Genomic DNA, 23,659 nt, shown 5'->3' with positions numbered 1-23,659 from the left:
TTGGATTTAGCACTTTCCGCTAGCGCGGCGAAAGTCTTCTTGCCTTTCGTCCTGCCCATTTGTGTTTGGGTCATGTTTAGCGATCTAAAGTACATGAAAATTCGCAATACAGCCGTCCTAGCGTTGGTCGCGATCTACGCGGTTATCGGCTTTTTCGCCCTCCCTTTAGATGTCTATTTTTCCGGATGGATGCAGGGGCTTGTTATGCTCGTCGTGGGCTTTGTTGCCGCAAGCATAGGTTTAGTGGGCGCAGGAGACGCAAAGGTATTCGCCGCGATTTCCCCTTTCGTTGCGCGAGCGGATATCCCGAAATTTACGATTTTACTCGCAACCTGTTTGCTCGTCGGATTTGTTGCGCACCGGCTTGTGCGTGCTTCGCCTTTGGCGAAAAAACTCGCGCCCGAATGGGAAAGTTGGCATCGCAAAAAAGAGTTCCCTGCGGGGATCTCTCTAGGATTTTTGCTCGCGCTCTACCTCGTACTTGCTGCTTTTTTCAACGTCTAAGACGTCGATCCGAAAGAACCCATAAAGCGGCGTTTCATCCAAGGGCGTCAACAAAACCTTCTCGTGGGCTTGGATTTCCGCGAGCATGGCATTGCGTACCGACAGAAGCGCGGGGCATTTGGGAACAAGAAGGAACTCAGCGTTCTCAAACCCCGGAAGCCCACCATAGTACCACGGTGCCGAACCTTTGGCGGGCGTCATCCCCGCTTCGATCCAATGCGCCGAAATCACGTCGGCCACATAAAGTGCCCCGCCCTTCGCGGGAATAATCTGGGAAATCGCACCCGAAATCGCATGAACTGTCGCGACCACACCCGTTTGGTTCTGACACTCGGGGAACACTATCCCACCTAACATGCGTGGTTCCCTTTCAAGAGGCTCCGAAACAAACCCTTCAAGGCCACTCGCACCGCCATCCACCCTCTGAAGGGTTGAAACGGATTGGCTTCGGATATTTGCTGTCTGAATGTCCGCAGCGACAATCGGAAGAAAGGGTGCGTAGGAGGCTGTGTTTACGGCGTAATGGTGCAAGCTACTCGTCAGGATGTTCAGATAAACAGGGGCAACAATTGCAAGCGCTGCGCCAGACATAATCGCCGCCACCCCTCGCATACTCCAGCCCATTCCATTGCGTAAATCCCGATCCGGACGGTTGGCCATAAGGAAAGCCATGAGGAAAATGAGCCAAATCGGATCATTACCGAAATTCTGGAAAGTGATGTAATAGAAGCCCGGCAAGCAAATCAGAAGGAGAAGGGCCGCTTTGCCTTGCCCTGACTGCCGAAGCGTAACGCAGGCTATAAATGCCACAATTGACGTTGCCAAATACTGCGGAGCGGTCACAAGAGTCATAAGACTTTCACCGGGAAACGGCCGATTTTTAGACGTGGCGACCCGCATCAAATCATCAAAATAGGCACCCCAAAATGTGGCCCCCATCATCAAGGTTGTCGCCGCAACGACACCGAGGCCAGCCAAAATGGCAACGCCGAGGCCCTTTTTGTTTTTGTGCAAAAGAAGGCCAACCACTACAGGTATGGCGAACCCCAGAAAAAACGTAACCTTCAAGAGCGCCAAAACGGCCATAATGACCCCAATGACCGCCCCTTCAAACATGCTCGCTCTAGGCGAGGGTATGCGCGGCATCAAAACAGCAAGAGCAAGACCTGTCAGGGCAAGGGCCCAAGCCCACCGGTTGTAATGCACCGATATAGAGGAGGATGTATCGGTTTGCCCGCCAACCATCGAGGTCGCAATCGCAAGGATACTCACGCCAAAAAACACCGCGCCAACCGGCCCAAGTCGCGAAACGCCAATCCAAACAAGAGCGGGTAACAAACAAAGTGCGAGCCCCAATTGAACGATTGCGAAGCTCATCCCAAAACCAACGTCAAAATTAGCCACCCAAAGTACCGGCGCGAACGCAAAAACCCCGATGGGCGTTTGAATATCAGTGTGAATTTCCCCACCCAATCTTAATCGCTGTAAAATATCCAAGAGATGGAGGATGTCGGATTCGTGCTTCCCCAAATACATGCCCCCCTTGGCAAGGGTCAGGCCTGAAAAGACAATTGTGGCTGCGAATAAAATCGTAAAAAGGAGAATTGAATTAATTTGTTTCATGGGTGCCTGCGTTAACTTTTAAGCAACACTAGCTGCAGACCATACGTCTTGCAAAACCTCCTGCGCGATTTTTGTGGTCATTCCTACAAAGCGCGGTAGAATCACCACAAAAAGAGCAGTTCTAACCAATTGGCAAACAAACAGGTATTTCAAATGTCTTATGAATCCACGGGTGTTGTTGCCCCCCCCGCCCCAAAACGTCTCAACGAGATGAACCTCTCGCCTGTGATGATGCGCGACATACTTCTGAAAACGCTGTTTCGGCAGAATATCGAAATGGTGTCTGAAATTGCCAAGGCTGTGTGCCTCCCAATGCCCGTCACCCAAGAATTGGTGGATATGGCCCGCGAGCAACGCTTACTTGAAGCGACAGGGACCCTTCACGCCAACTCGGGCAATGAAATGGGCTACCAACTAACCGATCAGGGTAAAGCACGTGCCTTAGATGCTCTAAGCCAGTCCGAATATTATGGCGCCATGCCGGTCCCCCTCGCGGTCTATCAGGAACAGGTCAAACGCCAATCGATCAGGAATATCATGATCAACAGGGCGCAACTGAACGGCGCAATGGGGCATTTGATCCTACCGCCAACGCTCCTTGATCAACTAGGGCCTGCGGTGAGTTCTGGGCGCTCAATCCTGATGTATGGCCCTCCTGGCAACGGGAAGTCCTCGATTTCGAACGGGATTCGCGACGCGCTTGGCGACAAAATTTTCGTACCGCGCGCCATTGAATATGCCGGTCAGGTGATCACGGTCTATGACCCGATTGTGCACAGTGCTGCAGAAGCGCAGGAGGAGGATCCAAACTCGCTGCGACGTGCCTCCAACCGTTTTGACACACGCTATGTGCGGTGCGAGCGCCCCACGGTTATCACCGGTGGCGAGTTGTCTCTCTCCATGCTCAACCTTGTCTACAACCCAACTTCCCGCACCTATCAAGCGCCTCTCCAGCTTAAATCCACGGGCGGCGTCTTTATTGTGGACGACCTTGGACGCCAAGAGGAGTCACCACAGGCTCTCATCAACCGTTGGATTGTGCCGCTTGAAGAGGGCAAAGATATCCTATCTCTACAATCGGGCGAAAAATTTGAGGTTCCCTTCGACACGCTGGTCATTTTCTCAACCAACTTCCACCCGAACGAGATTTTCGATAGAGCGGCTCTGCGCCGGATCTTCTTTAAAATCAAAATTGATGGTCCCGACCAAGAAGATTACATCAAGATTTTTGCCATGATGGCACGTCGCCGTAAGATGCCTCTTGATGAAGCCGCATTGGTGCATTTGTTGAAAAAGAAATATCCCGAAATCGACAACGTTTATGCCAACTATCAGCCTATCTTCCTGATCGACCAAATGATCGCGATTTGCGAGTTTGAGGGGATACCCTATCAGATGTCCCCCGACCTGATCGACCGCGCATGGGCCAATATGTTCGTAAAAGACGAGGCGATTATTCACTAACAGCTTGGCCCTTCCCTCGCGGAAGGGCTTGGAAAAAGGTTGAAACCACGGCAATCTTCTCCCTGAATGTCAAAGGAGAATGCTATAATGAAACGTGTATCCCTATCGATTGATGGGCCTGTCGCGATTGTTGCGCTCTGTCGTCCAGAAAAACGCAACGCGCTTGATCTGGAAATGATCCAAGCTATTGTCGAAACGGGTGAAGCATTGATGGACCGCAAAGACATCCGCGCGGTTGTCTTATGCGGCGACGGCCCGTCCTTCTGTGCAGGCCTTGATACATCCACATTTGGTACGCTCGTTGTGCAAATGTCCAAAATCGGTGGCATTACGGCGCGTACGCATGGAGAAAGCAACCTTTTCCAACGCGCAACAATGGTTTGGCGCGACTTACCGATGCCCGTGATCGCCGCAGTGCATGGGCACGTTTATGGCGGCGGCTTTCAAATTATGCTCGGCGCAGACATGCGGATCGCACGGCCAGACAGTAAGTTTTCGATCCGCGAGGGCAAATGGGGGCTTGTTCCCGACATGGGAGGCATGGCCCTCATGCCGCAACTGGCCCGCGACGACCTTATCCGGAAGTACATATATTCCGCAGAAGTTTTTAGTGGCGATGCCGCATTGAACGCAGGATTTATCACCGAAATCAACGGTGATCCAAAAGCCCGCGCACTTGAGATCGCTTGTGATATTGCAACCAAAAACCCCGATGCCATCCGCGTTGCGAAGGGGCTAATTGCAGAAATCGAACATGCGAGTGTACCTGACGTACTCATGGCGGAATCTGTAGCACAAGCAAAACTCTTAGGTACACCCAACCAGATGGAGGCCATCATGGCTGGATTAGAGGGGCGAAAAATGAACTATAAAGACCCCGTCTAAGCCGTCAGCCCCTCAGGTTCAGCTAGCCCGTTCGCGCGGCAGGTTGCTGTCAGTGTGTTCGCCAACAAGCATGCAATCGTCATGGGGCCAACACCCCCCGGAACCGGTGTAATAGCGCCAGCAACTTCCTTGACCGACGCGAAATCCACGTCGCCAACAAGCCGTGTCTTGCCCTCGCCTTTTTCAGGGGCGGGAATGCGGTTAATCCCCACATCAATCACAGTTGCGCCCTTCTTAATCCAATCCCCCGTTACCATCGCTGGCCGCCCAACGGCGGCCACAACGATGTCCGCAGCACGGACGACACTTGGTAAATCCTTCGTGCGACTGTGGGCGATTGTGACCGTACAGCTATCCCCAAGAAGCAGACTTGCCATAGGCTTGCCCACAATATTTGAGCGCCCAATGACCACAGCATTCAAACCGGAAAGCGTACCATGAAACTCGCGCAACATCATCAAACAGCCGAGCGGCGTACAAGGCACCATAGACTTTTGTCCTGTCCCCAAGCGCCCAACATTGGAAATATGAAACCCATCAACGTCTTTGGCAGGATCGATGGAATTGACCACCAAATCCTCGTTTAAATGCGCAGGAAGCGGCAACTGGACCAAAATGCCATTCACGCTAGGATCGGCATTTAGCTTCGCAATCAGCGCCAACAAATCGCCTTCAGAGGTATCCGCTTCCAACTTGTGTTCAAACGAATTCATGCCAACTTCGGTTGTCATTTTTCCCTTTGCGCGAACATAAACCTGGCTCGCAGCGTCTTCACCTACCAACACAACAGCCAGCCCTGGTGTAATGCCATTTTCATCGCGCAATCGGGTTACGTGGGTGGCCACTTTCTGACGCACTTTGGCTGCAAATGCTTTGCCATCAATCAACGTTGCTGTCATCGGGGCTCTCCTTGGGTGAGTTTAGAACGGCTTCTTCACGGGCAATCGAAAACCCGATCATTTCGCGCCATATGGATTCTGCGAGTGCTGGTGCAAGGCCGACAATCCGAGCCTGTGACGTGACTTTTTCAACGACATCTTCGACTCGAGCGGGGATGTTTGCCGGCAGGCCATCACGCATTTTGATCTCGGCGGCACGGTCGATATACTTCAACCGTAACGCCAGTTTCGAGACCAATTCACGGTCCAGCGCATCGATTTCGACGCGCAATTCCATCATGTTTTTACAGTTTTCTGGGTCGCGCATGGGCATTCCATAGTTTAGGTCGCCTTCTCATACGCCAATACGCGCCCGCCCTCAATGCGTCTAAAACAACCCTTCAATTTCGCCTTGGGGATTGAGTTTTATGGTCTCTGCGGACGGCACGCGCGGCAGACCCGGCATCGTCATGATCTCCCCGCAAATCGCGACAATGAACCCAGCTCCCGCCGCAAGCCGAACTTCTCGTACTGGCACAGAATGCCCAACGGGTGCGCCGCGCAAATCTGGGTCGGTTGAGAAACTATACTGCGTTTTTGCCATACAAATGGGGAGATGGCCGTATCCAGCATCCTCCCATGTGCGCAGTTGATCTCGAATTTTCTTATCCGCAAGGACTTCGTCGGCACGGTAAATTGACTTTGCAATCCGTTCAATTTTTTCAAACAGTGGAAGGTCGTCGGGATATAGTGGCGCAAATTGGCTGATACCTGCATCCGCAATCTCTGCGACACGCGTTGCCAGTTCTGTGATTCCCGCAGAGCCCTTTTCCCAATGCTTACAGAGAATCGCTTCAGAACCTTGTGACGCGACATAGTCTTTGACCGCTTGGATTTCAGCGTCTGTGTCGCTTGTGAAATGGTTGATTGCAACGACGACGGGCACCCCAAAGGATTTCATGTTGCCAATATGGCGTCCTAGGTTCGCACAGCCATGCTCCACAGCCTCGACGTTTTCCGCGCCAAGATCGCCTTTGGCGACGCCCCCATTCATTTTCATGGCGCGCACAGTGGCGACCAATACGACGCAATCAGGCGCAATGCCCGCCTTGCGACATTTGATATTCATGAACTTTTCGGCACCTAGGTCCGCGCCGAATCCAGCTTCTGTCACAACATAATCGGCCAGTTTTAGGGCCGTAGTGGTGGCGATAACCGAGTTACAGCCATGTGCAATATTCGCAAACGGGCCACCATGAACAAAGGCTGGATTGTTTTCGAGCGTTTGAACAATGTTGGGTTGCATCGCTTGTTGCAACAACACGGTCATCGCCCCATCCGCCTTAAGATCCCGTGCGTAAACGGGTGTGCGATCCCGACGATAAGCGACAATAATATCCCCAAGACGTTTTTCGAGATCCTTCAAATCCGTGGCCAAACACAAGATCGCCATGACTTCGGACGCCACCGTAATGTCAAAACCTGTTTGGCGTGGGAAACCGTTCGCAATCCCACCCAATGACGTCACGGTGTCGCGTAGGGCACGGTCATTCATATCGAGAACGCGGCGCCAAACCACACGACGCTCGTCGATTTCAAGTTCGTTGCCCCAATAGATATGGTTGTCGATCATGGCCGCCAACAGGTTGTGGGCCGACGTTATGGCATGGAAATCGCCCGTAAAATGGAGGTTCATATCCTCCATTGGTATAACCTGCGCATAGCCACCACCGGCGGCGCCACCCTTCATCCCAAAGCACGGACCCAGCGATGCCTCGCGAATACAGATTGCGGTTTTCTTTCCGATACGATTGAGGCCATCCCCCAAGCCAACGGTCGTTGTGGTTTTACCTTCGCCCGCCGGAGTCGGATTAATCGCGGTCACAAGGATGAGTTTGCCGTCAGTTTTACCCTTGAGGCCTTTGATGAAGTCGGCGCTGACCTTGGCTTTGTCATGACCGAAAGGCAAAAGATGATCTGTTGGAATGCCAAGTTTTTCGCCAATTTCCTGTATTGGTTTCTTGTTGGCTTCGCGTGCAATCTGAATGTCGGTTTTGAAAGTCATTATGGCCTCTGGTTCAAGGGTGCTTCACAACTGCTATACCTTGCCAGAACCGGTGCCACAGGCGCAATTCCGACATATCCCCCATAGAAAGCGCCGTGATTTGTTTCACATGGGAAAGATTGGGGCCATTGAGTGGAAGAAAGCTTCGCTCACGCTTCGGATTCTGCGATCGCCATGGCCAGAATTTTTGTCGCTTTTTCAAAATGATCCAGCTTGTGAGTTTCAATCCACCACGTCGCGGCCTCCATCAATCTGACAGGGTCGTCATTTCGATTGGCGAAAAATGCATAGAACGATAGGCCGACGCCTTCGCCCTTTTGCGCAATTTTTTGGGTGCAAACTGTGATAATTTTTGCGCGTAGGCCGGCGTGCATAAAGTGTTCTTTCCAAAAAAAACGCCACGAGAATTCCCGTGGCGTTTAAAATCTTATGGGTGAAAAACTAAGCTGATGGCTCTGGCTCCATACCACCGTCCAACTTTGGCTTTTTCGGTTTCGTTTTTGGAACTGCTGTCAAACTTGGCTTGGAACCTTTGTCCGACTTGTCATCATTGTCGTCGCTCACATGAGGTGACTCGCCGCGCACAACGCGGGCGATTTCCTCACCCGTTAGGGTTTCGTACTCAAGCAACCCTTGCGCCAAACGTTCAAAATCTTCGGCGCGCTCTTCGATAATACGCACCGCAGTGGCATAGCCCTCATCGATCAGCACTTTAACTTCGCTTTCGATCAATTCTTTTGTTGCCGCAGAAACCGAGAACCCGCCGACACCGCCCATGGAATCATACCCATTTGCCGCCTCCTGATAGTCGATATTGCCCACTTTATCGGACATGCCATAGCGCATGACCATGGCGCGCGCCAAAGCTGTCGCCTGCATGATGTCGCCTACGGGACCGCTGGAAACACTATCCGCGCCGTATTTGAAAATCTCGGCGGCTTTCCCTGCCATCGTCATGGCAATGCGTTGCTTGGCTTCGTCCTTAAACATTTGCAGACGGTCCATTTCGGGAAGACTCATCACCATGCCCAAAGCGCCACCACGTGGAATAATTGTGGCCTTGTAAACCGGATCACATTTCGGCAACGTAATCCCCACGATCGCGTGGCCAGCCTCGTGATAGGCCGTTTTTTCTTTTTGATCCGCCGTCAGAACCATGCTGCGACGCTCCGCGCCCATCATAACTTTGTCTTTGGCCATTTCAAAATCATGCATGGTCACAAAATTGCGCCCAATGCGCGCGGCCATCAAGGCACTCTCATTCACAAGGTTCGCAAGGTCCGCCCCAGAGAAACCTGGAGTACCGCGCGCAATGATCCGCAGATCAACGTCGGGGCCAACAGGGACTTTAGCAGCGTGAACATTCAGAATTTTCTCGCGACCTTTGATATCTGGATTTGGAACTTGAACTTGGCGGTCAAAACGACCGGGGCGTGTTAGTGCTTTGTCCAGAACATCGGCACGGTTTGTCGCGGCAAGAAGGATCACACCTTCGTTGCTTTCAAAGCCATCCATCTCGACCAGAAGTTGGTTGAGAGTTTGCTCGCGCTCGTCATTGCCGCCGCCATGGCCGGAACCACGATGGCGCCCAACCGCGTCAATTTCGTCAATAAACACAATACAAGGTGCGTTCTTTTTGGCCTGTTCAAACATGTCGCGCACGCGGCTTGCGCCCACGCCGACAAACATCTCAACAAAATCAGAACCCGAAATGGTGAAGAAAGGCACACCCGCTTCGCCCGCAATCGCACGCGCTAGCAGTGTTTTACCGGTACCTGGAGGGCCCACAAGCAAAGCACCTTTAGGAATTTTACCACCCAAGCGGCTAAATTTTTGTGGATTTCGCAGGAATTCTACGATTTCTTCGAGCTCTTCCTTAGCTTCGTCAATACCTGCAACATCATCAAATGTTACTCGGCCTGATTTCTCGGTCAGCATTTTGGCCTTGGATTTGCCAAAGCCCATCGCGCCGCCTTTGCCGCCACCTTGCATACGGTTCATCATAAAGAACCAGAAACCAATCAGGAGAATGACAGGACCAAACAGCCAAATGATACGACTAACCGATGAGGCTTCCTGAGAAACGGCGGTTACTTCGACGCCTTGATCAAGAAGCATTTTCGTAACTTCAGCGTCCTTAGGAATAATCGCCCAAGCCTCTTTATTATCTAGCCCAACAAAGGTGACGCGTTCGCCATCAACTTTTGCTTGCGTGATTTGACCGGCCTCAACCGCAACGGCAAAATCCGAATAGGCGTACTCACTGCTAGACAGTGTCGTTTGATTGCCGCTGAAAAGCTGGAACAATGCAATAAAAAGCAGACCCAAAACGATCCAAAAAGCGAAACTTCGAGCGTTGCCCAAGGGACATCTCCTTACGAAAATTAACAGAACGGTAGAATCCGAGCGTCGTCACCTACCTAAAATAAGGATCACAGCGAAATCTTCAATGCGATAAAAGGATTCTGATCAAATCTTCCTTATCACGAAGAGGTGTCGCCACCAAGTATTTGTGCTTTTTGGCCAGTGGCGCCGCAACGAGTTCTGCGCCGACCCATACCGATGGAGAGGACAGGAGCGACTGCCTCTTGCGCCCAGATGCACGCCACTCGGGGCAAGCAGCGAGGCCCTGCTCGCCGAGTGCACCGACCCTAGCATGTTCTGGAAATCCTCCAGAAATATGCCAACGATTATCCCAGTCAAACGCGGCACTTCCATGTGTCTCAACGGGTTCCGAGACCGCAGAAAGCTCCCTAAATATCCTTATTTCATTGGACTTCAAGGTCAAAATACAGCCAGAAAGCGTACTCGTTCCTTGGTCAGTAAGCTGCGCAAATACTTGCGTCAATGCCCGCGAACGTGGAGAGTATTCAGATGGAGAAACCCAAGAAAGTGCACCGATAAGCAAGCGCCTTTGGATGTCCTCTGGCATTTTTTTGAGCTGCTCCCAGTCGAGCAACGCGTCGCCATCTTCAACCTTCATCGCTGCTTCGGCTTCCTTGGCCGCGTAAGTTTTCAATGCGATTGAAGCCTGTTTTAAATTTTCTGCTACCTGCGTTATTTTTTTTGTTTCTAGCCCGCAGGCTTCCAATTCCCGCAAAACGGAGCGCATTTTCACCCGCTCAAATCTGGAATCTTGGTTAGAGGGGTCCTCGACCCATGTCGCACCACGTTCCCGAAGAAACATTCGCAGCGACTCGCGGCGCATTGATAGGAGTGGACGCGTAAAGAGCATTCCTTCTCGCTCAAACTCCGACCGCATACGCGCGAGTCCGTCGACACCAGAGGAACGTGCAAGACGCATCAAAAACGTCTCGGCGACGTCGTCGGCGGTATGCCCGAGGGCAACGGTTGCTACCCCGCCGGCAACGGCCCACTCTGCGATTAAATGATAGCGCGCGCGGCGGGCCTGTGCTTGCAAATTGCCCTGACCGTCCCAATTGTCCCAAACCAAAATGTCATGGGGAATCCCGCGTTGTGCGCAAATTTCCCCAACCCACTTAGCTTCGTTTCGCGCCTCTTTACGCAATCCGTGGTCAACCGTCGCAACCAGCAATTCGCCGTTGGTTTCGCGTGCCCAATCCGCAGCTAATTCAAGCAATGCCCTCGAATCCGAACCACCCGAAACTGCGAGCCCAAGGGTACGACCGACAAAAGGCGCCAGCTTTTCTGCCAGCGCCTTTTGCAATTCTTTGTCGTGAAGTTCGGGTTCGATCAACTGCAGCCCAAACCACTCAAAGATGATTGCGCTTGGCCTACGATTTCGGAGGACGGGAAGCGTGTTTCGACCTCGCCAAGCATCAAACAGGCTTCATTTGTTTGGCCAAGCGCACCCAAAGAAACGCCCAGCTTAAGCAAGGCTTTTGGCGCAAACGCTCCGTTGGGATCGCCGGAGAAACTGGCCAGAAAAGCCCGCGCGGCTGAAGAGGTTTCCGACAGGGATTCATAGGATGTCCCGCGTAAAAAATGGGCTTCCTGCGACAGTCTGCTACCTGGATAGTTCGTGGTGAAAGCGTCGAATTTCTCCACGGCGTCAGTGAAATTTCCGGCGTCCATCGCCGCTTTCGCCGCTGCAAAGTCGGCCTCTTCACCAACCGCCAATTGCACGCTATCTGTAGGTGCCTGAGCCGTATTCACAGCCGACGTATCGCCGCCCAATGTGCTGCCCAATGTCAAACTACCGATGTCGCATTTTGGTTCAAGCTCACAAATCCGGAATTCTAAATCCCCAATCCGATTGGTGCCATCCGTGACAACCCGGTCAAGCCGCAATTCAATCTCTTCTGAACGTGCGGTTACACTTTGCAGCTGGGCCTCTAGGGTCTCAATTCGCTCAATCAAACTGCCATTGTTCTGGCCACCATTTGCACCACCCGTCGTGGACAATTCCCGCTTAAGCTTTTGTATTTCTACATAAACAACGGAAAGTTCCTGACGGATGTCGGCAAGGGTCTGATCCTGTGCTGCGGCAACCCCACCCATTCCAAAGCTCAGGAACGAAGCTGCAACAATACCTGTCAGTGCCCTACGAGATGTTGAAAAACCAATCTGATACCGCATGCGCTAGACTCCAGCACCAGCGGCTACAACGGTGACAGAACGGCGATTGAGCGCGTAACAACTTTCCTGGGAACAAATCTCGATTGGGCGTTCTTTGCCATAGCTCACCACTTGCAGACGGCTGCTTGAAACGCCTTGTGACACCAAGAATTGCTGTGCGGCGTTTGCACGACGCTCGCCAAGTGCAAGGTTGTATTCACGCGTGCCTTGTTCGTCCGCGTGCCCTTGTACGATCGCGGTATAGGCCGTGTTTTCCATCAACCAACGGGCTTGAAGCGTTAGAATATCTTTCCCCTGTTCGCTTAAGGTGCTTTGATCCACGGCAAATAGAACGCGGTCGCCAATCGTTGTGTTGAAATAGGCCACACTGCGCGGATCATTTGCATCGCCATAGCCACCGCTGGTGCTTGAACCGTCGCCATAGCCACCGCTTCCTAACGCGTCTGCATTTTTATTGCTACATGCCGCGAGCCCAAGGACTGCAATCAGCAAAACCACTTTCGAAATATGTACCATTAGAAGTTCCACTTCGTTTTTACAAAGGGGATCCCTTTGCATTTCCCTCGTTATTTCAGCTTCGCCGCCTTATTTCAACAGCGGTGACCATGCGGGATCACTTGCCGCCCCTGGGGTGCTTATCCGTTTAAGGTTACGCCCAGTTGCATCCACGGAATAGAGCGCCGCGGTTCCACTTGCACCGGAGGTTTCGCGGGTAAACATAATCACACGCCCGTTTGGCGACCAAGTAGGCCCCTCATCAAGAGTCGACGTTGTTAACAACCGCTCTTCGCTGCCATCCGTGCGCATAACACCAATGTGGAAGCGGCCCCCATCTTGCTTGGTGAAGGCGATCAAATCACCACGCGGAGACCACACCGGCGTACCATAACGACCGGACCCCTTGCTGATCCGGCGCGCTTCACCGCCGTTGGACGACATAATATAAACCTGCTGCCCACCGCTTCGGTCGCTCTCGAACACGATCTGGCTCCCGTCAGGCGAATAGCTCGGCGCTGTTTCAATTGCGGGTGTATTGGTCAGGCGTGTCGGCACTCTTGACGCAAGGTTGAGCGAATAAATATCTGTATTGCCCCCCCGTGAAAGGGAATAGACGACCGTTTGGCCATCTGGCGAGAAACGCGGTGCGAAACTCATACTGCCTTCTTGGCTTTCGAGGAGACTGCGCCCCACAGTGGCCACATCCAAAAGGTAAATCCTCGGAAAGCCAGAGTCATAGGACGTATAAAGGACGCGATCACCCGTTGGGGAAAAACGCGGCGCAAGCACCAAGGAGGAATCATTGGTCAAATATTGAACGCCCGCCCCGTCATAATCCATCACCGCAAGCCGTTTTTTACGGTTATCCTTAGGGCCACTTTCGGCAACATAAACAACGCGACTGTCAAAATATCCACCTTCACCCGTGATCCGGCTATAGACGGCATCCGCAACCTTGTGGGCCATCCGACGCCAACTATCTGTGGTGCCAACGAATTGAAGTCCCTCACCCTGCGCTTGCCCTGTTACGACATCAAACAGACGAAACTTCACAGTAAGGCTTGATCCGTTGACGCTCACCGCCCCCGTTACAAGGGCTTGGGTGTTGATCGCGCGCCAATCCGAATATTGGATCGGGCTGGCGAAACTAGTGACTTGGGAAATATACGCGCTTTGCGGGATTTCCCGAAACAAGGCGCTTCCTTCCAAATCGCTGACAACGACACGACTGATTTGCGTGGCAATATCCGTCGCCGCCGCGTTTTCGCCGATGAAGTTTGGCACCGCAATTGGCATGGGCTCAATCTGACCCTGATCAATTGTGATCCGCAGGGGTTCTGCCAAAACGGGTGTAATTGCGCTCGCAAAAGTGAGGGCAACCAACATAGTTAATTTACGGAACATAGTCATCTATTCCTCATCTTTTCTGGGTCAAACGTAATTTCAATTTCTTTCCAATGATCGTATTTTTCGGCCGGAAGATCAAAACCTTTGGCACCGCACCGAATAATTGCGCGACGTGCCGCCTCAAAGGCTTGGTTTGCAGCGGCTTGTCCACCGCCACTAAACGAAATCATACGCAGGGAACTGCTAACAGGCTTGCCGTCCAATCCCACATCCAAACCAACAATTACAATCGTGCGCAAGGCTTCACTTGATAGCGTACCAACATTCCAACATTCGGAAACCGAGATGCGCAACGCGTCTTTCTCCCCTTCAGATAAGGGGGGACCACTTGGAGCGGATTGCGTCACTGGCGCTACATTTGCTTCATTCAAGGCCGCCATAATATCCGCGTTTTGGGTGGACGGTGGCGCTGGGGGCGTCGTCGGTGTCGGCGTAACCGTGGGGGTAGGTTTTGGCCGTTCTGGGCGCGCGGGAGGGCGCGCGGAAGAGGCTGGCGCAGAAGCGGGGGGAGCCACGGCTTCGGAAACGATACGGTCACTTGTCTCCTCGGGGGCGGTCGTTTGTTCAACCTCTGGCGCAGGTTCAGGGATTTGCGCCGGTTCATCGACAGATTCTATGGCCTCTTGGGGAATGTCATCCACCGCCGCGTCAGGGGTTTCATTCACAACAGGTTGCGGGGCGACACGCTGCGATGGCCGTGGAGACGCGGTGGGTGCCGTTGGGGCGAGCGGCACCACAAGGGGGTCTGGCGATTGAATAGTTGATGGGGGCTGATCATCCACAACCGTTGGCGCGCTGGGTTGAATGGGTTCGTCTGGTGCCGCCGGCTCTGGTGCATCGGGCGTCGCGGCCTCCGGCTGACTAGGCTGAGCACCGGTTGCGGCCGGAAGCTCGGGTGGCGACAACGCCGCGAACTCCTCTGACGTCAAAAGAGAAACCTGTGTGTTTTCAAGCGTAGGTGAATCCTCGGCACGCAAAAACAGGCCCCCCAAAAGAAGCCATATTATTATGCCTGCATGCGCAGTGCCTGAAGTATAGAAGCCGGTTTTCACGTTGTACCGTTATCCGTCGTTGCCGTCCAAACGGGGCCCGCCCGTCTCGGTTACTAGGCCGATATTGTTGAACCCGCCAGCATTCAGCGCACCCATGATCTGGACCACGTCTGAATAGGGAATACTGCCGTCTGCACGCAAAAACACCTTGTTATCATCACGCTCTTCCGCAATTGCGATAAGCTTGGTGAGCAAGTCCTCACGGGCGATTTCCGTACTCATGAGTACAACTTGCCCCTCTGCTGTCAGGGTGATTGTCAGGGGTTCTTCCTGCTCGCTCGGCAAGGCTTTCGCCGCCGTTTTGGGCAACTCCACTGGCACACCAACCGTCAACATTGGCGCCGCGACCATAAAAATGATCAGCAAAACCAACATCACATCCACAAACGGAGTAACGTTAATTTCCGCCATTGCTTTGGATCGACCACGGCCGCGACGGCCGCGTCGTCCGCCACCGCCACCACTTTGCACCACTCCAGCGCCCATATCAGCTATCCAACTGACGGCTTAGAATGGTCGCAAACTCATCTGCAAAACCTTCATAACTTGACACGATCCGATCGCTATCGGCAGACAGCTTGTTATAAAACACAACCGCTGGAATCGCCGCAAGTAGGCCAAGTGCGGTAGCAAGAAGCGCCTCCGCAATCCCGGGCGCAACAACTGCTAGGTTCGTGCTTTGCTGCATCGCGATTTCCTCAAAGGCGTTTTTAATGCCCCAAACTGTACCAAAAAGCCCAACAAAAGGTGCCGTCGCGCCGACCGTAGCCAAGAACGACAGACCATGCGTAAGAGATTCGCTTTCCTTTGAAATCGCCACATCCATGGAGCGGTCAATCCGTGCCTGCGCGCCTGCGATTAAGCCGCCATCCTGACGATGCGACCGCCGCCACTCTAACATTCCTGCTGAGAAAATCTTCTGCGAAGACCCTTTTGGGTCGCCTGCGATTTGGTCAAAGAGCTCGTCCAAAGGTTCGCCCGACCAAAAAGCCTGATCAAAGTCGGTAGATTCTCCACGCGCACGCTTAAATCCAATGGATTTTTGAATAATGATCGCCCACGACCAAAAAGACGCGATAATCAGAAGGATCATCACAAGTTTTACGGTGAAAGTTGCACGTAAAAAAAGCGCCATGAAGGAGAAATCAATCTCCTGCGCCATCGCAAGGGTATCTGTTTCCATATGCCTGCTCGTTTATAAAGGCCGGTGTTCCGGCTCTGATTAGTTGATGTTTTATAGCACTCCCACAGGAAAAGCTATGATTTGCAAACAGCACGCCAAAAATGACGCATAATTAGGAGGCGATGTGGCGAATTTCCGCCGGTAATCGCGTTGGGGCCCCATCCGACAGGCGAATTGCAACCAATGTTACAAGTGCCGTGAATAAAATCGTATCGCCACGCTTAACGTCTTGCGCCATTGCCATCCGTGCGCCAGTGACCGCCTCCAACGAAGTTTCGACCGTGAGAACATCGTCAAATAAAGCTGGTGCCAGATAATCCGCTTCAAGGCGGCGTACGGCAAAAACCACGCCTTTTTCTTCCTTTAAACTTACCTGATCAATACCGTGGTCGCGGACGAATTCTGATCGTGCGCGCTCGATAAACTTCAAATAATTCGCATAATATACAATGCCCGCCAAATCGGTGTCTTCGTAATAAACGCGCAATGGGAAGCGATGAATCATTCGGCACTCACAGGTTTTGGCGGCAGGGCAAAATGCACCATGCCAACGCTTAATGGATTAGACAACTGAAGACGTAGGCGGAATCCGTGCAAAAAGGCGAAGCGCATGACTGCTGTCGGTTGCGACGGAGGGAAGGATCGGGTCGTATCCCGCTTGGATAATCTGCGCGATTTCGGGCCGTAAAACTGTGTGACCCGTATCAGGGTGGATTGCCAAAGGGGACGCCGTGGCAAAAGCCTGATCGCCCCACAGCAGTATCATTTGCACCATCTGACCAAGCGAAAGGACGTCGGCTGGAATTTGCGAGAGGGCCTCATCCATTCGCAAAAATAGGAAACCAGCTTTGATCGCGCCGTGGGTATCAAACCTGAAAAAGCGATACTGATTGGCGTTGGCATTGGTCAGTCGCGGCAAAAGCGCATCCATTTCGGGGATAAGGCCATCCATATCTGGCACGCCCTTAAGTTCGTCCCAGTCCCGTAGGAAAAACACCCACAGGTTAGACCCAAACTCTGGGTCCGTTTCCACAATGTCGTGCCGCGCAAGCGCGGTGACTGCTTCAAGAGCGCCCTTCACCACGGCCAGTGTTTCGTCTTCAACCCCAAAAACAACGGGCGCGATAGGCCTGCCCCAACGGGAAAACCCATAAGCACCGTTTCGCTGAAACAGCGCCGAAATATCTTCAGGTGAGGTCATCACATCGTTCCCTTTGACATCGGATTGAACCGAGATTGGGATATGTTTTCAAGGGCAGCAATGCAAGCTTTAGTCGTCAAACATTTGCGTTTGCCCTGGGGGGAGGGGCGCATTTAGCCCAAGGTGGGTCCATGCTTTTTGAGCCAGCATCCGTCCGCGTGGCGTGCGCTGAATCAGACCTTGCTGAAGGAGGAACGGCTCAATGACCTCTTCCAAGCTGTCGCGACTTTCAGACAGCGCCGCCGATAGGGTTTCAATGCCTACTGGCCCCCCACCATAATTTTCGGCGACGAGCTTAAGGTAGCGACGATCCGCACCATCCAAACCGAGGTGATCCACCCCAAGCCGCGTCAGTGCATGATCCGCGAGCTTGCGGGTAATCTTGCCACCGTTTTCAACAAGCGCAAAGTCCACAACGCGGCGCAAAAGCCGTCCTGCGATCCTTGGTGTCCCGCGTGCGCGCCGCGCGATCTCCATTGCCCCATCGGGTTCTGTCGGGACATGCAAAAGCCTTGCGCCACGGGTCACAATTTCATGCAATTCCTCGACGGTATAAAATTGCAAACGCGTCGGAATGCCGAAGCGGTCGCGTAGCGGCGTTGTCAAAAGCCCCATGCGGGTGGTCGCCCCGACAAGCGTAAACGGCTGAAGCTCGATGCGGACAGTACGTGCCGCTGGCCCTTCGCCGATCACCAAATCAAGCTCGAAATCCTCAAGTGCTGGGTACAAAACCTCCTCAACCGCTGGATTTAAACGGTGAATTTCATCGATGAACAAAACGTCTTTTGCCTCAAGATTGGTGAGGATGGCCGCAAGATCACCTGCCTTTGCCAGCACGGGCCCACTCGTCATGCGGAAATTCACGCCCAATTCACGCGCCATAATCTGGGCAAGCGTGGTTTTTCCCAAACCGGGGGGGCCGTGAAACAAGACGTGATCCATAGCCTCGTCGCGCTGCTTGGCGCTTTCGATAAAAATCCGGAGATTGGCCCGAACTTCCGCTTGGCCGATAAAATCTTCCAAGACTTGAGGACGCAATGCGCGGTCCGTATCTTCGGGGCGTACTTCTGGCCGCAAGTCTGGATCGGGTTGGAACACATCACTCATAGTCTAGCCCTTCGGAGCAAGCAGGCGCAGCGCTGCGCGAATAAGGTCGGGCGTTTCAACGTCGGGAGTGTCCATTGCAGCCTGCGCCACGCCTCGCGCGGCTTCGCTGGGATTATACCCCAAATTGGTCAGCGCCGAGAGCGCCTCGGATTGCGCCGCAGCAAAATTTCGAACAGGTACCGATGAAGTGGCTGTCGGAGTCTCGATCACGACATCATCGTCCACATCCACAACTGGTGCAACGGTGCCCTGCGCCATCGACAACGACCCGCCCAGTGCCATCACACTTGGCGCTTTGTCTTTGAGTTCCAAAACAACACGCTGTGCGGTTTTTGGCCCAATGCCTCGCGCGGCTTTAACGGCGTTCCAGTCGCCCAGCGTAATCGCACGGCCAACGCCGTCGGGCCCAAGGGCGCCCAAAATCGCCAAGGACGCCTTAGCCCCAACTCCTTGCACAGACAAAAGCAAACGATGCCATTCCTTTTCAACCAAGCTTGTGAAGCCAAAAAGTTGCAACAAATCTTCGCGCACCAAAAGCTCCGTATAGAGCGCAACTGCTTCGCCAACTTGCGGCATCGCGGCCAAAGTACGCTCAGAAACATAGACCAAATATCCAATGCCGCGCACGTCGATCATCACATGATCGGTGCTGCGATATTCCAAACGCCCTGAAATCTTGCCTATCATGCGGCCCCCTGTCGCTCTGCGCGTTTCACTGCTTTTTCCAAATGGTTGGCGGATTGTGCATGATGAGCATGACAGATCGCAATCGCAAGAGCATCCGCGGCATCAGGCCCCGCAAGAACACATCCCGGCAACAACATAGACACCATATGCGCAACCTGCCCTTTGTCGGCATGGCCAACCCCGACAACAGTTTTCTTTACTTTGTTTGGGGAATATTCGCCAACGGGCAAACCCGCTTGCGCAGGAACCAACATCGCAATACCGCGCGCCTGACCCAATTTAAGGGTGCCCGCGCCATCCTTATTCACAAAGGTTTGCTCAACGGCCGCTGTATCTGGGGCGTATTGCTTAAGGACGCGCGTCAACTGGCTGTGCAAGGATAATAAACGTTCCGCCAATTCGGCCTTTGCATCCGACGTACAAACCCCGTTTGCCACATGTGACAGGCGCACCCCCGTGACATCAATAACGCCCCATCCAAGATTCCTAAGACCGGGATCGATTCCCAATACACGCATATTACATCCTGTCTGCTCTGGATTTGGCGTTTGCCGCCATTATCGCTTGCGGCCAGCAATAGCACGAAACGCGAACATTTGCCAAGAGATTGCCGCACGAACCTTGTTTTTATGCCCAGAAGACACATCGTTTTCGGAGCGTTTACAGGGGTTTCCGCCCGTTTTGGACCACCAAGGTTTCAGCTATGCACAAAACGCATGCGGGATATGCGGGTGTCGCCACTTGTTTGGGCGATTTAATAACCCTATTTGCCATTCAAGATAAAACGAAATCATCAATACACACAAAAAAGGATGCCTAGCATGGCTGTTACATATTCTTCCGGAACAATCGCAAACGGCGCCTCAATTGGTGGTCGCGTTTTCGGCGCCCTCGCAACTCTTTTCGGAGTATTCGCTGACTGGAACGACACCCGCGCAACACGCAATGCACTGAGAAAACTTTCCGACCGCGAATTGGACGACATCGGCCTTTGCCGCCAAGACATCGAACGCATTTAAAAAACGACAACACTCACGGTGAGAACCTGCGTCTATTTTAGGATAGCGCGGGTTTTTTGCGTTTTTGACTCCTCAAATAGAAAAAGCCGCACCAGAGGCCATGGTGCGGCTTTTTCGAAGTAAAACTGAAGGATCGAGAGAGACACCAATCGAATCCGGCACATATTACTTTAAGTATTTCCCGATAGTTTCCGCCGTCATTTTGGTGACCGGATCGGCCGCCATGGCGAATGCACCGACCTTTTCAAAGGCGGTTCCCGCTTCAAGCTTGGCAACTCGAGCGTCGTAGGTAGCCGCGCCAAGGTGCGCAAGCAACATCCCTTTAAGAACGAAAAAGACTGCAAGCGTTAGAAAAACACCACGCCAAGGAAAACGAGGGGTACGGCGGAGCGTACGCGTCGTAATCAGGCCGTCATCGTCCACGACCAACGTAGAGCCATTTCTGGCCTGCTTGTGTTTACGCTTATTAATGCGAGACACACGCTTGGCAAAATCTTGCATATTTGCATCAGCCATATCCGGCTCCGTCAGTTGGCCCCCACCAACAATGTTATTCTCAAGGTGAAATGTGGCAAAATCAAGGCGAATAAGGCAAAATCAGGGAGTTTCACCCTCACCTCAGCCTTTTTTCTGGAGCAAAAGAGTGGTCCATTCAACAATCTCGGTGCGAGAGATAAGATTGAACTCATTCTGTGCATAAACCTCGACCACAGAATCTGCCTGCTCGTTCAGAATCCCCGAGAGAATCGCATAGCCACCCGCTTGAATGTTAGCCTTCATATCAGGCGCGAGACCAATAAGAGGGCCCTTGAGGATGTTTGCAAACACCAAATCATAGGGTGCTTTCGCTACAAGTGTTGGATGATTAAAGCCCGCAGCCTCGACACACTGCACCTGCTCCAAAAGGTCGTTAGAGCGCACATTGGTCATGGCAACGTCGACCGCAACTTGATCGATATCGCTCGCCATCACCCTGTTAGGCCAAATGCGCGCGGCGGCCATAGCGAGCACGGCGGTTCCACACCCGATATCCGCCACATTTTTGCCGACAAAACCACCGCTCGCCAAGCCATCCAGTGCCCGAAGGCACCCCAACGTCGTGCCGTGGTGGCCCGTTCCGAAGGCCATCGCGGCATCGATCAACAAAGGAATGGAATCCTCAGGAACCGTATCCGCATCGTGGGTGCCGTAGACATAAAAGCGGCCCGCCTTAACGGGCGACAACTCGCGACGCACATGTGCAACCCAGTCGACGTCTGGCACCTCGGACACGACAAATGGTTTTGCACCCGACATCGTTTCAAGCAATGCTAATTCGGTCACATCGGGCATCTCGGTGAAATAGCCCCCAACTTCCCAAAAACCAGACCCGTCCTCAACTTCGAACACGCCTACGCCCGTAGGTTCAGACGTCATATTCTCCATGGCTTCGCCAAGCGAAGTCGCTGCGGCTTTGCCGTTGAGCGTTGTGAGTGCGGTATAAGTGGCCATAAGGTCCTCGTGCAGAATACGCCAATTGGTTTCTGTTCTATTCTGGCGTAAGGTCTTGTCTCGCACGGGTCAAGACGCGTTGATCAATCCCGCCTAGACGGCCACACCGATAGGGCATGTCACCCCTGTTCCACCGATACCACAATACCCACTTGGATTTTTCTCAAGGTATTGCTGATGATACCCTTCCGCGAAATAGAAAGTGTTCGCGGGCAGAATTTCAGTGGTAATCGCACCATGCCCGTTGCGCCGCAAACGATGTGCATAGACCGCCATGCTGGCCTCGGCCTTTTCAGCTTGCGTGTCATTGAACGTGTATATCCCAGAGCGATACTGTGTGCCGCGATCATTGCCCTGACGCATGCCTTGCGTTGGGTTATGGCCTTCCCAAAAATGCTGCAGCAGGGTTTCATAGGAGATTTTCTTGGGATCAAAGATGATCCGCACAACCTCATTGTGGCCAGTTTTTCCGGTGCAAACCTGCTCATAGGTGCAGTTTTCGGTGAAGCCACCGGAATAGCCAACCATCGTCAGGTAAACGCCCTCGACTTGCCAAAAAATCCGCTCAACGCCCCAAAAACAGCCCATGCCAAACATGGCTTCTTCCATGCCCTCCGGCACGTCAGAATTTAGGGGAATACCAGAGAGAAAATGAACATCAGCAGTGGGAACCGGTGCTTCTTGTCCCGCAAGCGCACGGTCTTCTTTCACCATTGTCTCTTTTTTCGTACCAAACATGACGCGCTCCCATTTCTATTCCGTATATCGTCAATATAGGAGCGATGTAACGTAATTGCTACTCTGCCACTGCCAAGTCACGCCCAGAAAAAACCGTTTCATATCCAGGTGTGGGATGGCGCGGGATGAGCAGCGCGAGGAGGAACGAGCCGCATGCGATCCCTGCGGCCGCAAAAAACACGGCGGCCGGAGACACGACCCATAACAGGCCAAGTAGAATGGGCAAAAACACCGCCGCAATATGATTGATCGTAAAGGCAACAGCGGCCGTTGGGGCAATATCACTGGGGTCTGCGATCTTTTGAAAATAGGTTTTGAGCGCCAATTTCAACGCAAACAACATGTGATCGACCACATAAAGCACCATCGCCAAAAGCACGCCCCAATTGAAGAAATAAATACCGCCATAAGCAAGAAACACCAAAACGAGGCCCGTGTACTCAATCAAAAGCATACGCCGTTCGCCAAAACGCGCGACCAACCCGCCAAACATCGGCGACAGGGCGATATTGGCGACAAGGTTAATCATAAAAAGCCCCGTCACTTCGTGCACGTCAAAGCCAAAGCGTTCAACCAGCATGAAGCCCGCAAAAACAACAAAGATTTGCCGACGCGCACCCGCAAAAAACTCCAACGCATAATAGAGCCAATAGCGTTTGCGCAAAACGACCTCGCGGCGTTGCACCACTTTGTTCTCAAACTGCGGAAAGCCAAACATGCAATACAGGGCAATCAACGCGCAACTGCCTCCCGACAGCAGGAACACAATGTTATACGTGAGCGCCAACGGCTCCCACAACAGGACAATCAGCCCGTAGGACACCAAAGTCGCCGCTGATCCCACAGCCCCGAGAATACCAAGGATTCTTGGTGCGCGCTCTTTTGAAAGCCACTGAAGTTGCAGCGATTGATTGACCGTCTCGAAATAATGGAACCCAACAGAACTCAGAAAGGTAATCATCAGAATACCGCCAAGGCTTGGGAAATACGCCGTAACCGCTGTCGAGACTCCAAGCAGGATGAGCGAGACCATCGCCAAAACCTGCTCGCGCACAAACAGTAAGACGGCGATCACGCCAATAGCTAAAAAGCCAGGAATTTCGCGAATTGAGTGGAGCATACCGATATCGGCACCATCAAATTGAGCGACCTCGATAACGAAGTTATTTAGCAGCGCCGACCACGTCGCAAAAGCCAGTGGAAGCGCAATCGCCGTCAAAACCAAATAGGCAATGGGGCGGCGCCATACGGGAAGTTGATTCACGTCTTCGAGAGGGTAAGTTTTCATTCGATTTTC

General features: G+C 52.9%; 26 protein-coding genes. 4 read left to right on the top strand and 22 right to left on the bottom strand.

Annotated elements, in window-relative coordinates; genetic code table 11:
* Complete coding sequence (locus tag AB9F26_RS02100) at positions 1 to 504, top strand: prepilin peptidase (RefSeq protein ID WP_369767170.1); 504 nt, start codon at positions 1 to 3, stop codon at positions 502 to 504.
* On the opposite strand, the gene AB9F26_RS02095 is transcribed toward AB9F26_RS02100, so the two are convergent.
* Positions 451 to 2,127 carry a hypothetical protein gene (locus AB9F26_RS02095; RefSeq protein ID WP_369767169.1) on the bottom strand — a complete coding sequence of 559 codons (1,677 nt, stop codon included), beginning with the start codon at positions 2,125 to 2,127 and terminating at the stop codon, positions 451 to 453. The genes AB9F26_RS02100 and AB9F26_RS02095 overlap by 54 nt on opposite strands.
* A 153-nt stretch (positions 2,128 to 2,280) precedes the next feature.
* On the opposite strand from AB9F26_RS02095, the gene AB9F26_RS02090 reads away from it, so the two are divergent.
* Together AB9F26_RS02090 and AB9F26_RS02085 are read left to right on the top strand one after the other, a co-directional pair.
* Positions 2,281 to 3,591, top strand: coding sequence for an ATPase (locus AB9F26_RS02090; protein ID WP_039001494.1), 1,311 nt, complete (start codon positions 2,281 to 2,283; stop codon positions 3,589 to 3,591).
* Positions 3,592 to 3,678: 87 nt separating this feature from the next.
* Positions 3,679 to 4,476 carry a crotonase/enoyl-CoA hydratase family protein gene (locus AB9F26_RS02085; RefSeq protein WP_369767167.1) on the top strand — a complete coding sequence of 266 codons (798 nt, stop codon included), beginning with the start codon at positions 3,679 to 3,681 and terminating at the stop codon, positions 4,474 to 4,476.
* Here AB9F26_RS02085 and folD read toward each other — a convergent pair.
* The 17 genes from folD to ruvC all read right to left on the bottom strand — a co-directional run bounded on the left by folD (position 4,473) and on the right by ruvC (position 19,632).
* The gene (gene folD, locus AB9F26_RS02080) at positions 4,473 to 5,375 is read right to left on the bottom strand and encodes a bifunctional methylenetetrahydrofolate dehydrogenase/methenyltetrahydrofolate cyclohydrolase FolD (protein ID WP_369755010.1); all 903 of its coding nucleotides are present in this window, start codon (positions 5,373 to 5,375) and stop codon (positions 4,473 to 4,475) included. The two genes, AB9F26_RS02085 and folD, sit on opposite strands and share 4 nt — an antisense overlap.
* Entirely contained in the window at positions 5,356 to 5,682 is a 327-nt protein-coding gene (locus AB9F26_RS02075) for a chorismate mutase (protein ID WP_369755011.1), read from the bottom strand. The genes folD and AB9F26_RS02075 overlap by 20 nt, the downstream gene beginning before the upstream one ends.
* Before the next feature lie 60 nt (positions 5,683 to 5,742).
* Positions 5,743 to 7,419, bottom strand: a complete 1,677-nt coding sequence (locus AB9F26_RS02070) for a formate--tetrahydrofolate ligase (RefSeq protein ID WP_369767166.1) — start codon at positions 7,417 to 7,419, stop codon at positions 5,743 to 5,745.
* Between the two features lie 149 nt (positions 7,420 to 7,568).
* Positions 7,569 to 7,793 (bottom strand): DUF6500 family protein, encoded by a 225-nt coding sequence (locus AB9F26_RS02065; protein WP_335585035.1) that lies wholly within the window; start codon positions 7,791 to 7,793, stop codon positions 7,569 to 7,571.
* Between the two features lie 67 nt (positions 7,794 to 7,860).
* A complete protein-coding gene (gene ftsH, locus AB9F26_RS02060) occupies positions 7,861 to 9,783 on the bottom strand; it encodes an ATP-dependent zinc metalloprotease FtsH (RefSeq protein WP_335585036.1) in 1,923 nt (640 codons plus the stop codon).
* Positions 9,784 to 9,865: 82 nt separating this feature from the next.
* On the bottom strand, positions 9,866 to 11,137 hold the full coding sequence (gene tilS, locus AB9F26_RS02055) for a tRNA lysidine(34) synthetase TilS (RefSeq protein ID WP_369767165.1): 1,272 nt from the start codon (positions 11,135 to 11,137) through the stop codon (positions 9,866 to 9,868).
* On the bottom strand, positions 11,134 to 11,979 hold the full coding sequence (ybgF, locus tag AB9F26_RS02050; protein WP_369757571.1) for a tol-pal system protein YbgF: 846 nt from the start codon (positions 11,977 to 11,979) through the stop codon (positions 11,134 to 11,136). Before ybgF ends, tilS begins: the two co-directional genes overlap by 4 nt.
* Positions 11,980 to 11,982: 3 nt before the next feature.
* A complete protein-coding gene (gene pal / locus AB9F26_RS02045; RefSeq protein WP_335585333.1) occupies positions 11,983 to 12,495 on the bottom strand; it encodes a peptidoglycan-associated lipoprotein Pal in 513 nt (170 codons plus the stop codon).
* 69 nt (positions 12,496 to 12,564) lie between these two features.
* Entirely contained in the window at positions 12,565 to 13,881 is a 1,317-nt protein-coding gene (gene tolB / locus AB9F26_RS02040; protein ID WP_335585332.1) for a Tol-Pal system beta propeller repeat protein TolB, read from the bottom strand.
* Positions 13,882 to 13,883: 2 nt separating this feature from the next.
* Positions 13,884 to 14,936, bottom strand: a complete 1,053-nt coding sequence (locus AB9F26_RS02035) for an energy transducer TonB (RefSeq protein WP_369755018.1) — start codon at positions 14,934 to 14,936, stop codon at positions 13,884 to 13,886.
* A gap of 9 nt (positions 14,937 to 14,945) precedes the next feature.
* Positions 14,946 to 15,422: a protein TolR gene (gene tolR / locus AB9F26_RS02030; RefSeq protein ID WP_369767164.1), complete on the bottom strand. Its 477-nt coding sequence runs from the start codon at positions 15,420 to 15,422 to the stop codon at positions 14,946 to 14,948.
* A gap of 1 nt (position 15,423) precedes the next feature.
* Positions 15,424 to 16,119, bottom strand: a complete 696-nt coding sequence (gene tolQ, locus AB9F26_RS02025; RefSeq protein WP_335585329.1) for a protein TolQ — start codon at positions 16,117 to 16,119, stop codon at positions 15,424 to 15,426.
* Between the two features lie 112 nt (positions 16,120 to 16,231).
* The gene (gene ybgC / locus AB9F26_RS02020) at positions 16,232 to 16,624 is read right to left on the bottom strand and encodes a tol-pal system-associated acyl-CoA thioesterase (RefSeq protein WP_039001505.1); all 393 of its coding nucleotides are present in this window, start codon (positions 16,622 to 16,624) and stop codon (positions 16,232 to 16,234) included.
* 57 nt (positions 16,625 to 16,681) lie between these two features.
* Positions 16,682 to 17,320 carry a hypothetical protein gene (locus tag AB9F26_RS02015; RefSeq protein ID WP_335585328.1) on the bottom strand — a complete coding sequence of 213 codons (639 nt, stop codon included), beginning with the start codon at positions 17,318 to 17,320 and terminating at the stop codon, positions 16,682 to 16,684.
* Positions 17,321 to 17,389: 69 nt separating this feature from the next.
* Complete coding sequence (gene ruvB / locus AB9F26_RS02010; RefSeq protein WP_369767163.1) at positions 17,390 to 18,427, bottom strand: Holliday junction branch migration DNA helicase RuvB; 1,038 nt, start codon at positions 18,425 to 18,427, stop codon at positions 17,390 to 17,392.
* Positions 18,428 to 18,430: 3 nt separating this feature from the next.
* On the bottom strand, positions 18,431 to 19,114 hold the full coding sequence (gene ruvA, locus AB9F26_RS02005; RefSeq protein WP_369767162.1) for a Holliday junction branch migration protein RuvA: 684 nt from the start codon (positions 19,112 to 19,114) through the stop codon (positions 18,431 to 18,433).
* Positions 19,111 to 19,632, bottom strand: coding sequence for a crossover junction endodeoxyribonuclease RuvC (gene ruvC / locus AB9F26_RS02000; RefSeq protein ID WP_335585325.1), 522 nt, complete (start codon positions 19,630 to 19,632; stop codon positions 19,111 to 19,113). Before ruvC ends, ruvA begins: the two co-directional genes overlap by 4 nt.
* 303 nt (positions 19,633 to 19,935) lie before the next feature.
* Here ruvC and AB9F26_RS01995 point away from each other — a divergent pair, with 303 nt between their 5' ends.
* Complete coding sequence (locus AB9F26_RS01995) at positions 19,936 to 20,133, top strand: DUF1127 domain-containing protein (RefSeq protein WP_369767161.1); 198 nt, start codon at positions 19,936 to 19,938, stop codon at positions 20,131 to 20,133.
* A gap of 165 nt (positions 20,134 to 20,298) precedes the next feature.
* On the opposite strand, the gene AB9F26_RS01990 is transcribed toward AB9F26_RS01995, so the two are convergent.
* The 4 genes from AB9F26_RS01990 to AB9F26_RS01975 form a co-directional block, all read right to left on the bottom strand.
* A complete protein-coding gene (locus AB9F26_RS01990) occupies positions 20,299 to 20,649 on the bottom strand; it encodes a hypothetical protein (RefSeq protein WP_369755021.1) in 351 nt (116 codons plus the stop codon).
* Positions 20,650 to 20,751: 102 nt separating this feature from the next.
* Positions 20,752 to 21,624, bottom strand: coding sequence for a 50S ribosomal protein L11 methyltransferase (locus tag AB9F26_RS01985; protein ID WP_335585322.1), 873 nt, complete (start codon positions 21,622 to 21,624; stop codon positions 20,752 to 20,754).
* A 93-nt stretch (positions 21,625 to 21,717) separates the two neighbouring features.
* Positions 21,718 to 22,362: a peptide-methionine (S)-S-oxide reductase MsrA gene (gene msrA, locus AB9F26_RS01980; RefSeq protein ID WP_369767160.1), complete on the bottom strand. Its 645-nt coding sequence runs from the start codon at positions 22,360 to 22,362 to the stop codon at positions 21,718 to 21,720.
* 58 nt (positions 22,363 to 22,420) lie between these two features.
* Entirely contained in the window at positions 22,421 to 23,650 is a 1,230-nt protein-coding gene (locus AB9F26_RS01975) for an MFS transporter (protein ID WP_369767159.1), read from the bottom strand.
* Positions 23,651 to 23,659 lie beyond the last annotated feature (9 nt).

Source organism: Falsihalocynthiibacter sp. BN13B15 (assembly GCF_041205415.1).
Lineage (GTDB): Bacteria > Pseudomonadota > Alphaproteobacteria > Rhodobacterales > Rhodobacteraceae > Falsihalocynthiibacter > Falsihalocynthiibacter arcticus.
Note: the sequence above shows the minus strand (reverse complement) of the source record. Positions and strands in the feature narration are given on the sequence as shown.

Coding starts and splice junctions, on each gene's coding strand:
- AB9F26_RS02095 (WP_369767169.1), bottom strand. CDS start 2,127: ATGAAACAAATTAATTCAATTCTCCTTTTTACGATTTTATTCGCAGCC.
- AB9F26_RS02090 (WP_039001494.1), top strand. CDS start 2,281: ATGTCTTATGAATCCACGGGTGTTGTTGCCCCCCCCGCCCCAAAACGT.
- AB9F26_RS02085 (WP_369767167.1), top strand. CDS start 3,679: ATGAAACGTGTATCCCTATCGATTGATGGGCCTGTCGCGATTGTTGCG.
- folD (WP_369755010.1), bottom strand. CDS start 5,375: ATGACAGCAACGTTGATTGATGGCAAAGCATTTGCAGCCAAAGTGCGT.
- AB9F26_RS02075 (WP_369755011.1), bottom strand. CDS start 5,682: ATGCGCGACCCAGAAAACTGTAAAAACATGATGGAATTGCGCGTCGAA.
- AB9F26_RS02070 (WP_369767166.1), bottom strand. CDS start 7,419: ATGACTTTCAAAACCGACATTCAGATTGCACGCGAAGCCAACAAGAAA.
- AB9F26_RS02065 (WP_335585035.1), bottom strand. CDS start 7,793: ATGCACGCCGGCCTACGCGCAAAAATTATCACAGTTTGCACCCAAAAA.
- ybgF (WP_369757571.1), bottom strand. CDS start 11,979: ATGCGGTATCAGATTGGTTTTTCAACATCTCGTAGGGCACTGACAGGT.
- pal (WP_335585333.1), bottom strand. CDS start 12,495: ATGGTACATATTTCGAAAGTGGTTTTGCTGATTGCAGTCCTTGGGCTC.
- tolB (WP_335585332.1), bottom strand. CDS start 13,881: ATGTTCCGTAAATTAACTATGTTGGTTGCCCTCACTTTTGCGAGCGCA.
- tolR (WP_369767164.1), bottom strand. CDS start 15,422: ATGGGCGCTGGAGTGGTGCAAAGTGGTGGCGGTGGCGGACGACGCGGC.
- tolQ (WP_335585329.1), bottom strand. CDS start 16,119: ATGGAAACAGATACCCTTGCGATGGCGCAGGAGATTGATTTCTCCTTC.
- ybgC (WP_039001505.1), bottom strand. CDS start 16,624: ATGATTCATCGCTTCCCATTGCGCGTTTATTACGAAGACACCGATTTG.
- AB9F26_RS02015 (WP_335585328.1), bottom strand. CDS start 17,320: ATGACCTCACCTGAAGATATTTCGGCGCTGTTTCAGCGAAACGGTGCT.
- ruvB (WP_369767163.1), bottom strand. CDS start 18,427: ATGAGTGATGTGTTCCAACCCGATCCAGACTTGCGGCCAGAAGTACGC.
- ruvA (WP_369767162.1), bottom strand. CDS start 19,114: ATGATAGGCAAGATTTCAGGGCGTTTGGAATATCGCAGCACCGATCAT.
- ruvC (WP_335585325.1), bottom strand. CDS start 19,632: ATGCGTGTATTGGGAATCGATCCCGGTCTTAGGAATCTTGGATGGGGC.
- AB9F26_RS01995 (WP_369767161.1), top strand. CDS start 19,936: ATGGCTGTTACATATTCTTCCGGAACAATCGCAAACGGCGCCTCAATT.
- AB9F26_RS01990 (WP_369755021.1), bottom strand. CDS start 20,649: ATGGCTGATGCAAATATGCAAGATTTTGCCAAGCGTGTGTCTCGCATT.
- AB9F26_RS01985 (WP_335585322.1), bottom strand. CDS start 21,624: ATGGCCACTTATACCGCACTCACAACGCTCAACGGCAAAGCCGCAGCG.
- msrA (WP_369767160.1), bottom strand. CDS start 22,362: ATGTTTGGTACGAAAAAAGAGACAATGGTGAAAGAAGACCGTGCGCTT.
- AB9F26_RS01975 (WP_369767159.1), bottom strand. CDS start 23,650: ATGAAAACTTACCCTCTCGAAGACGTGAATCAACTTCCCGTATGGCGC.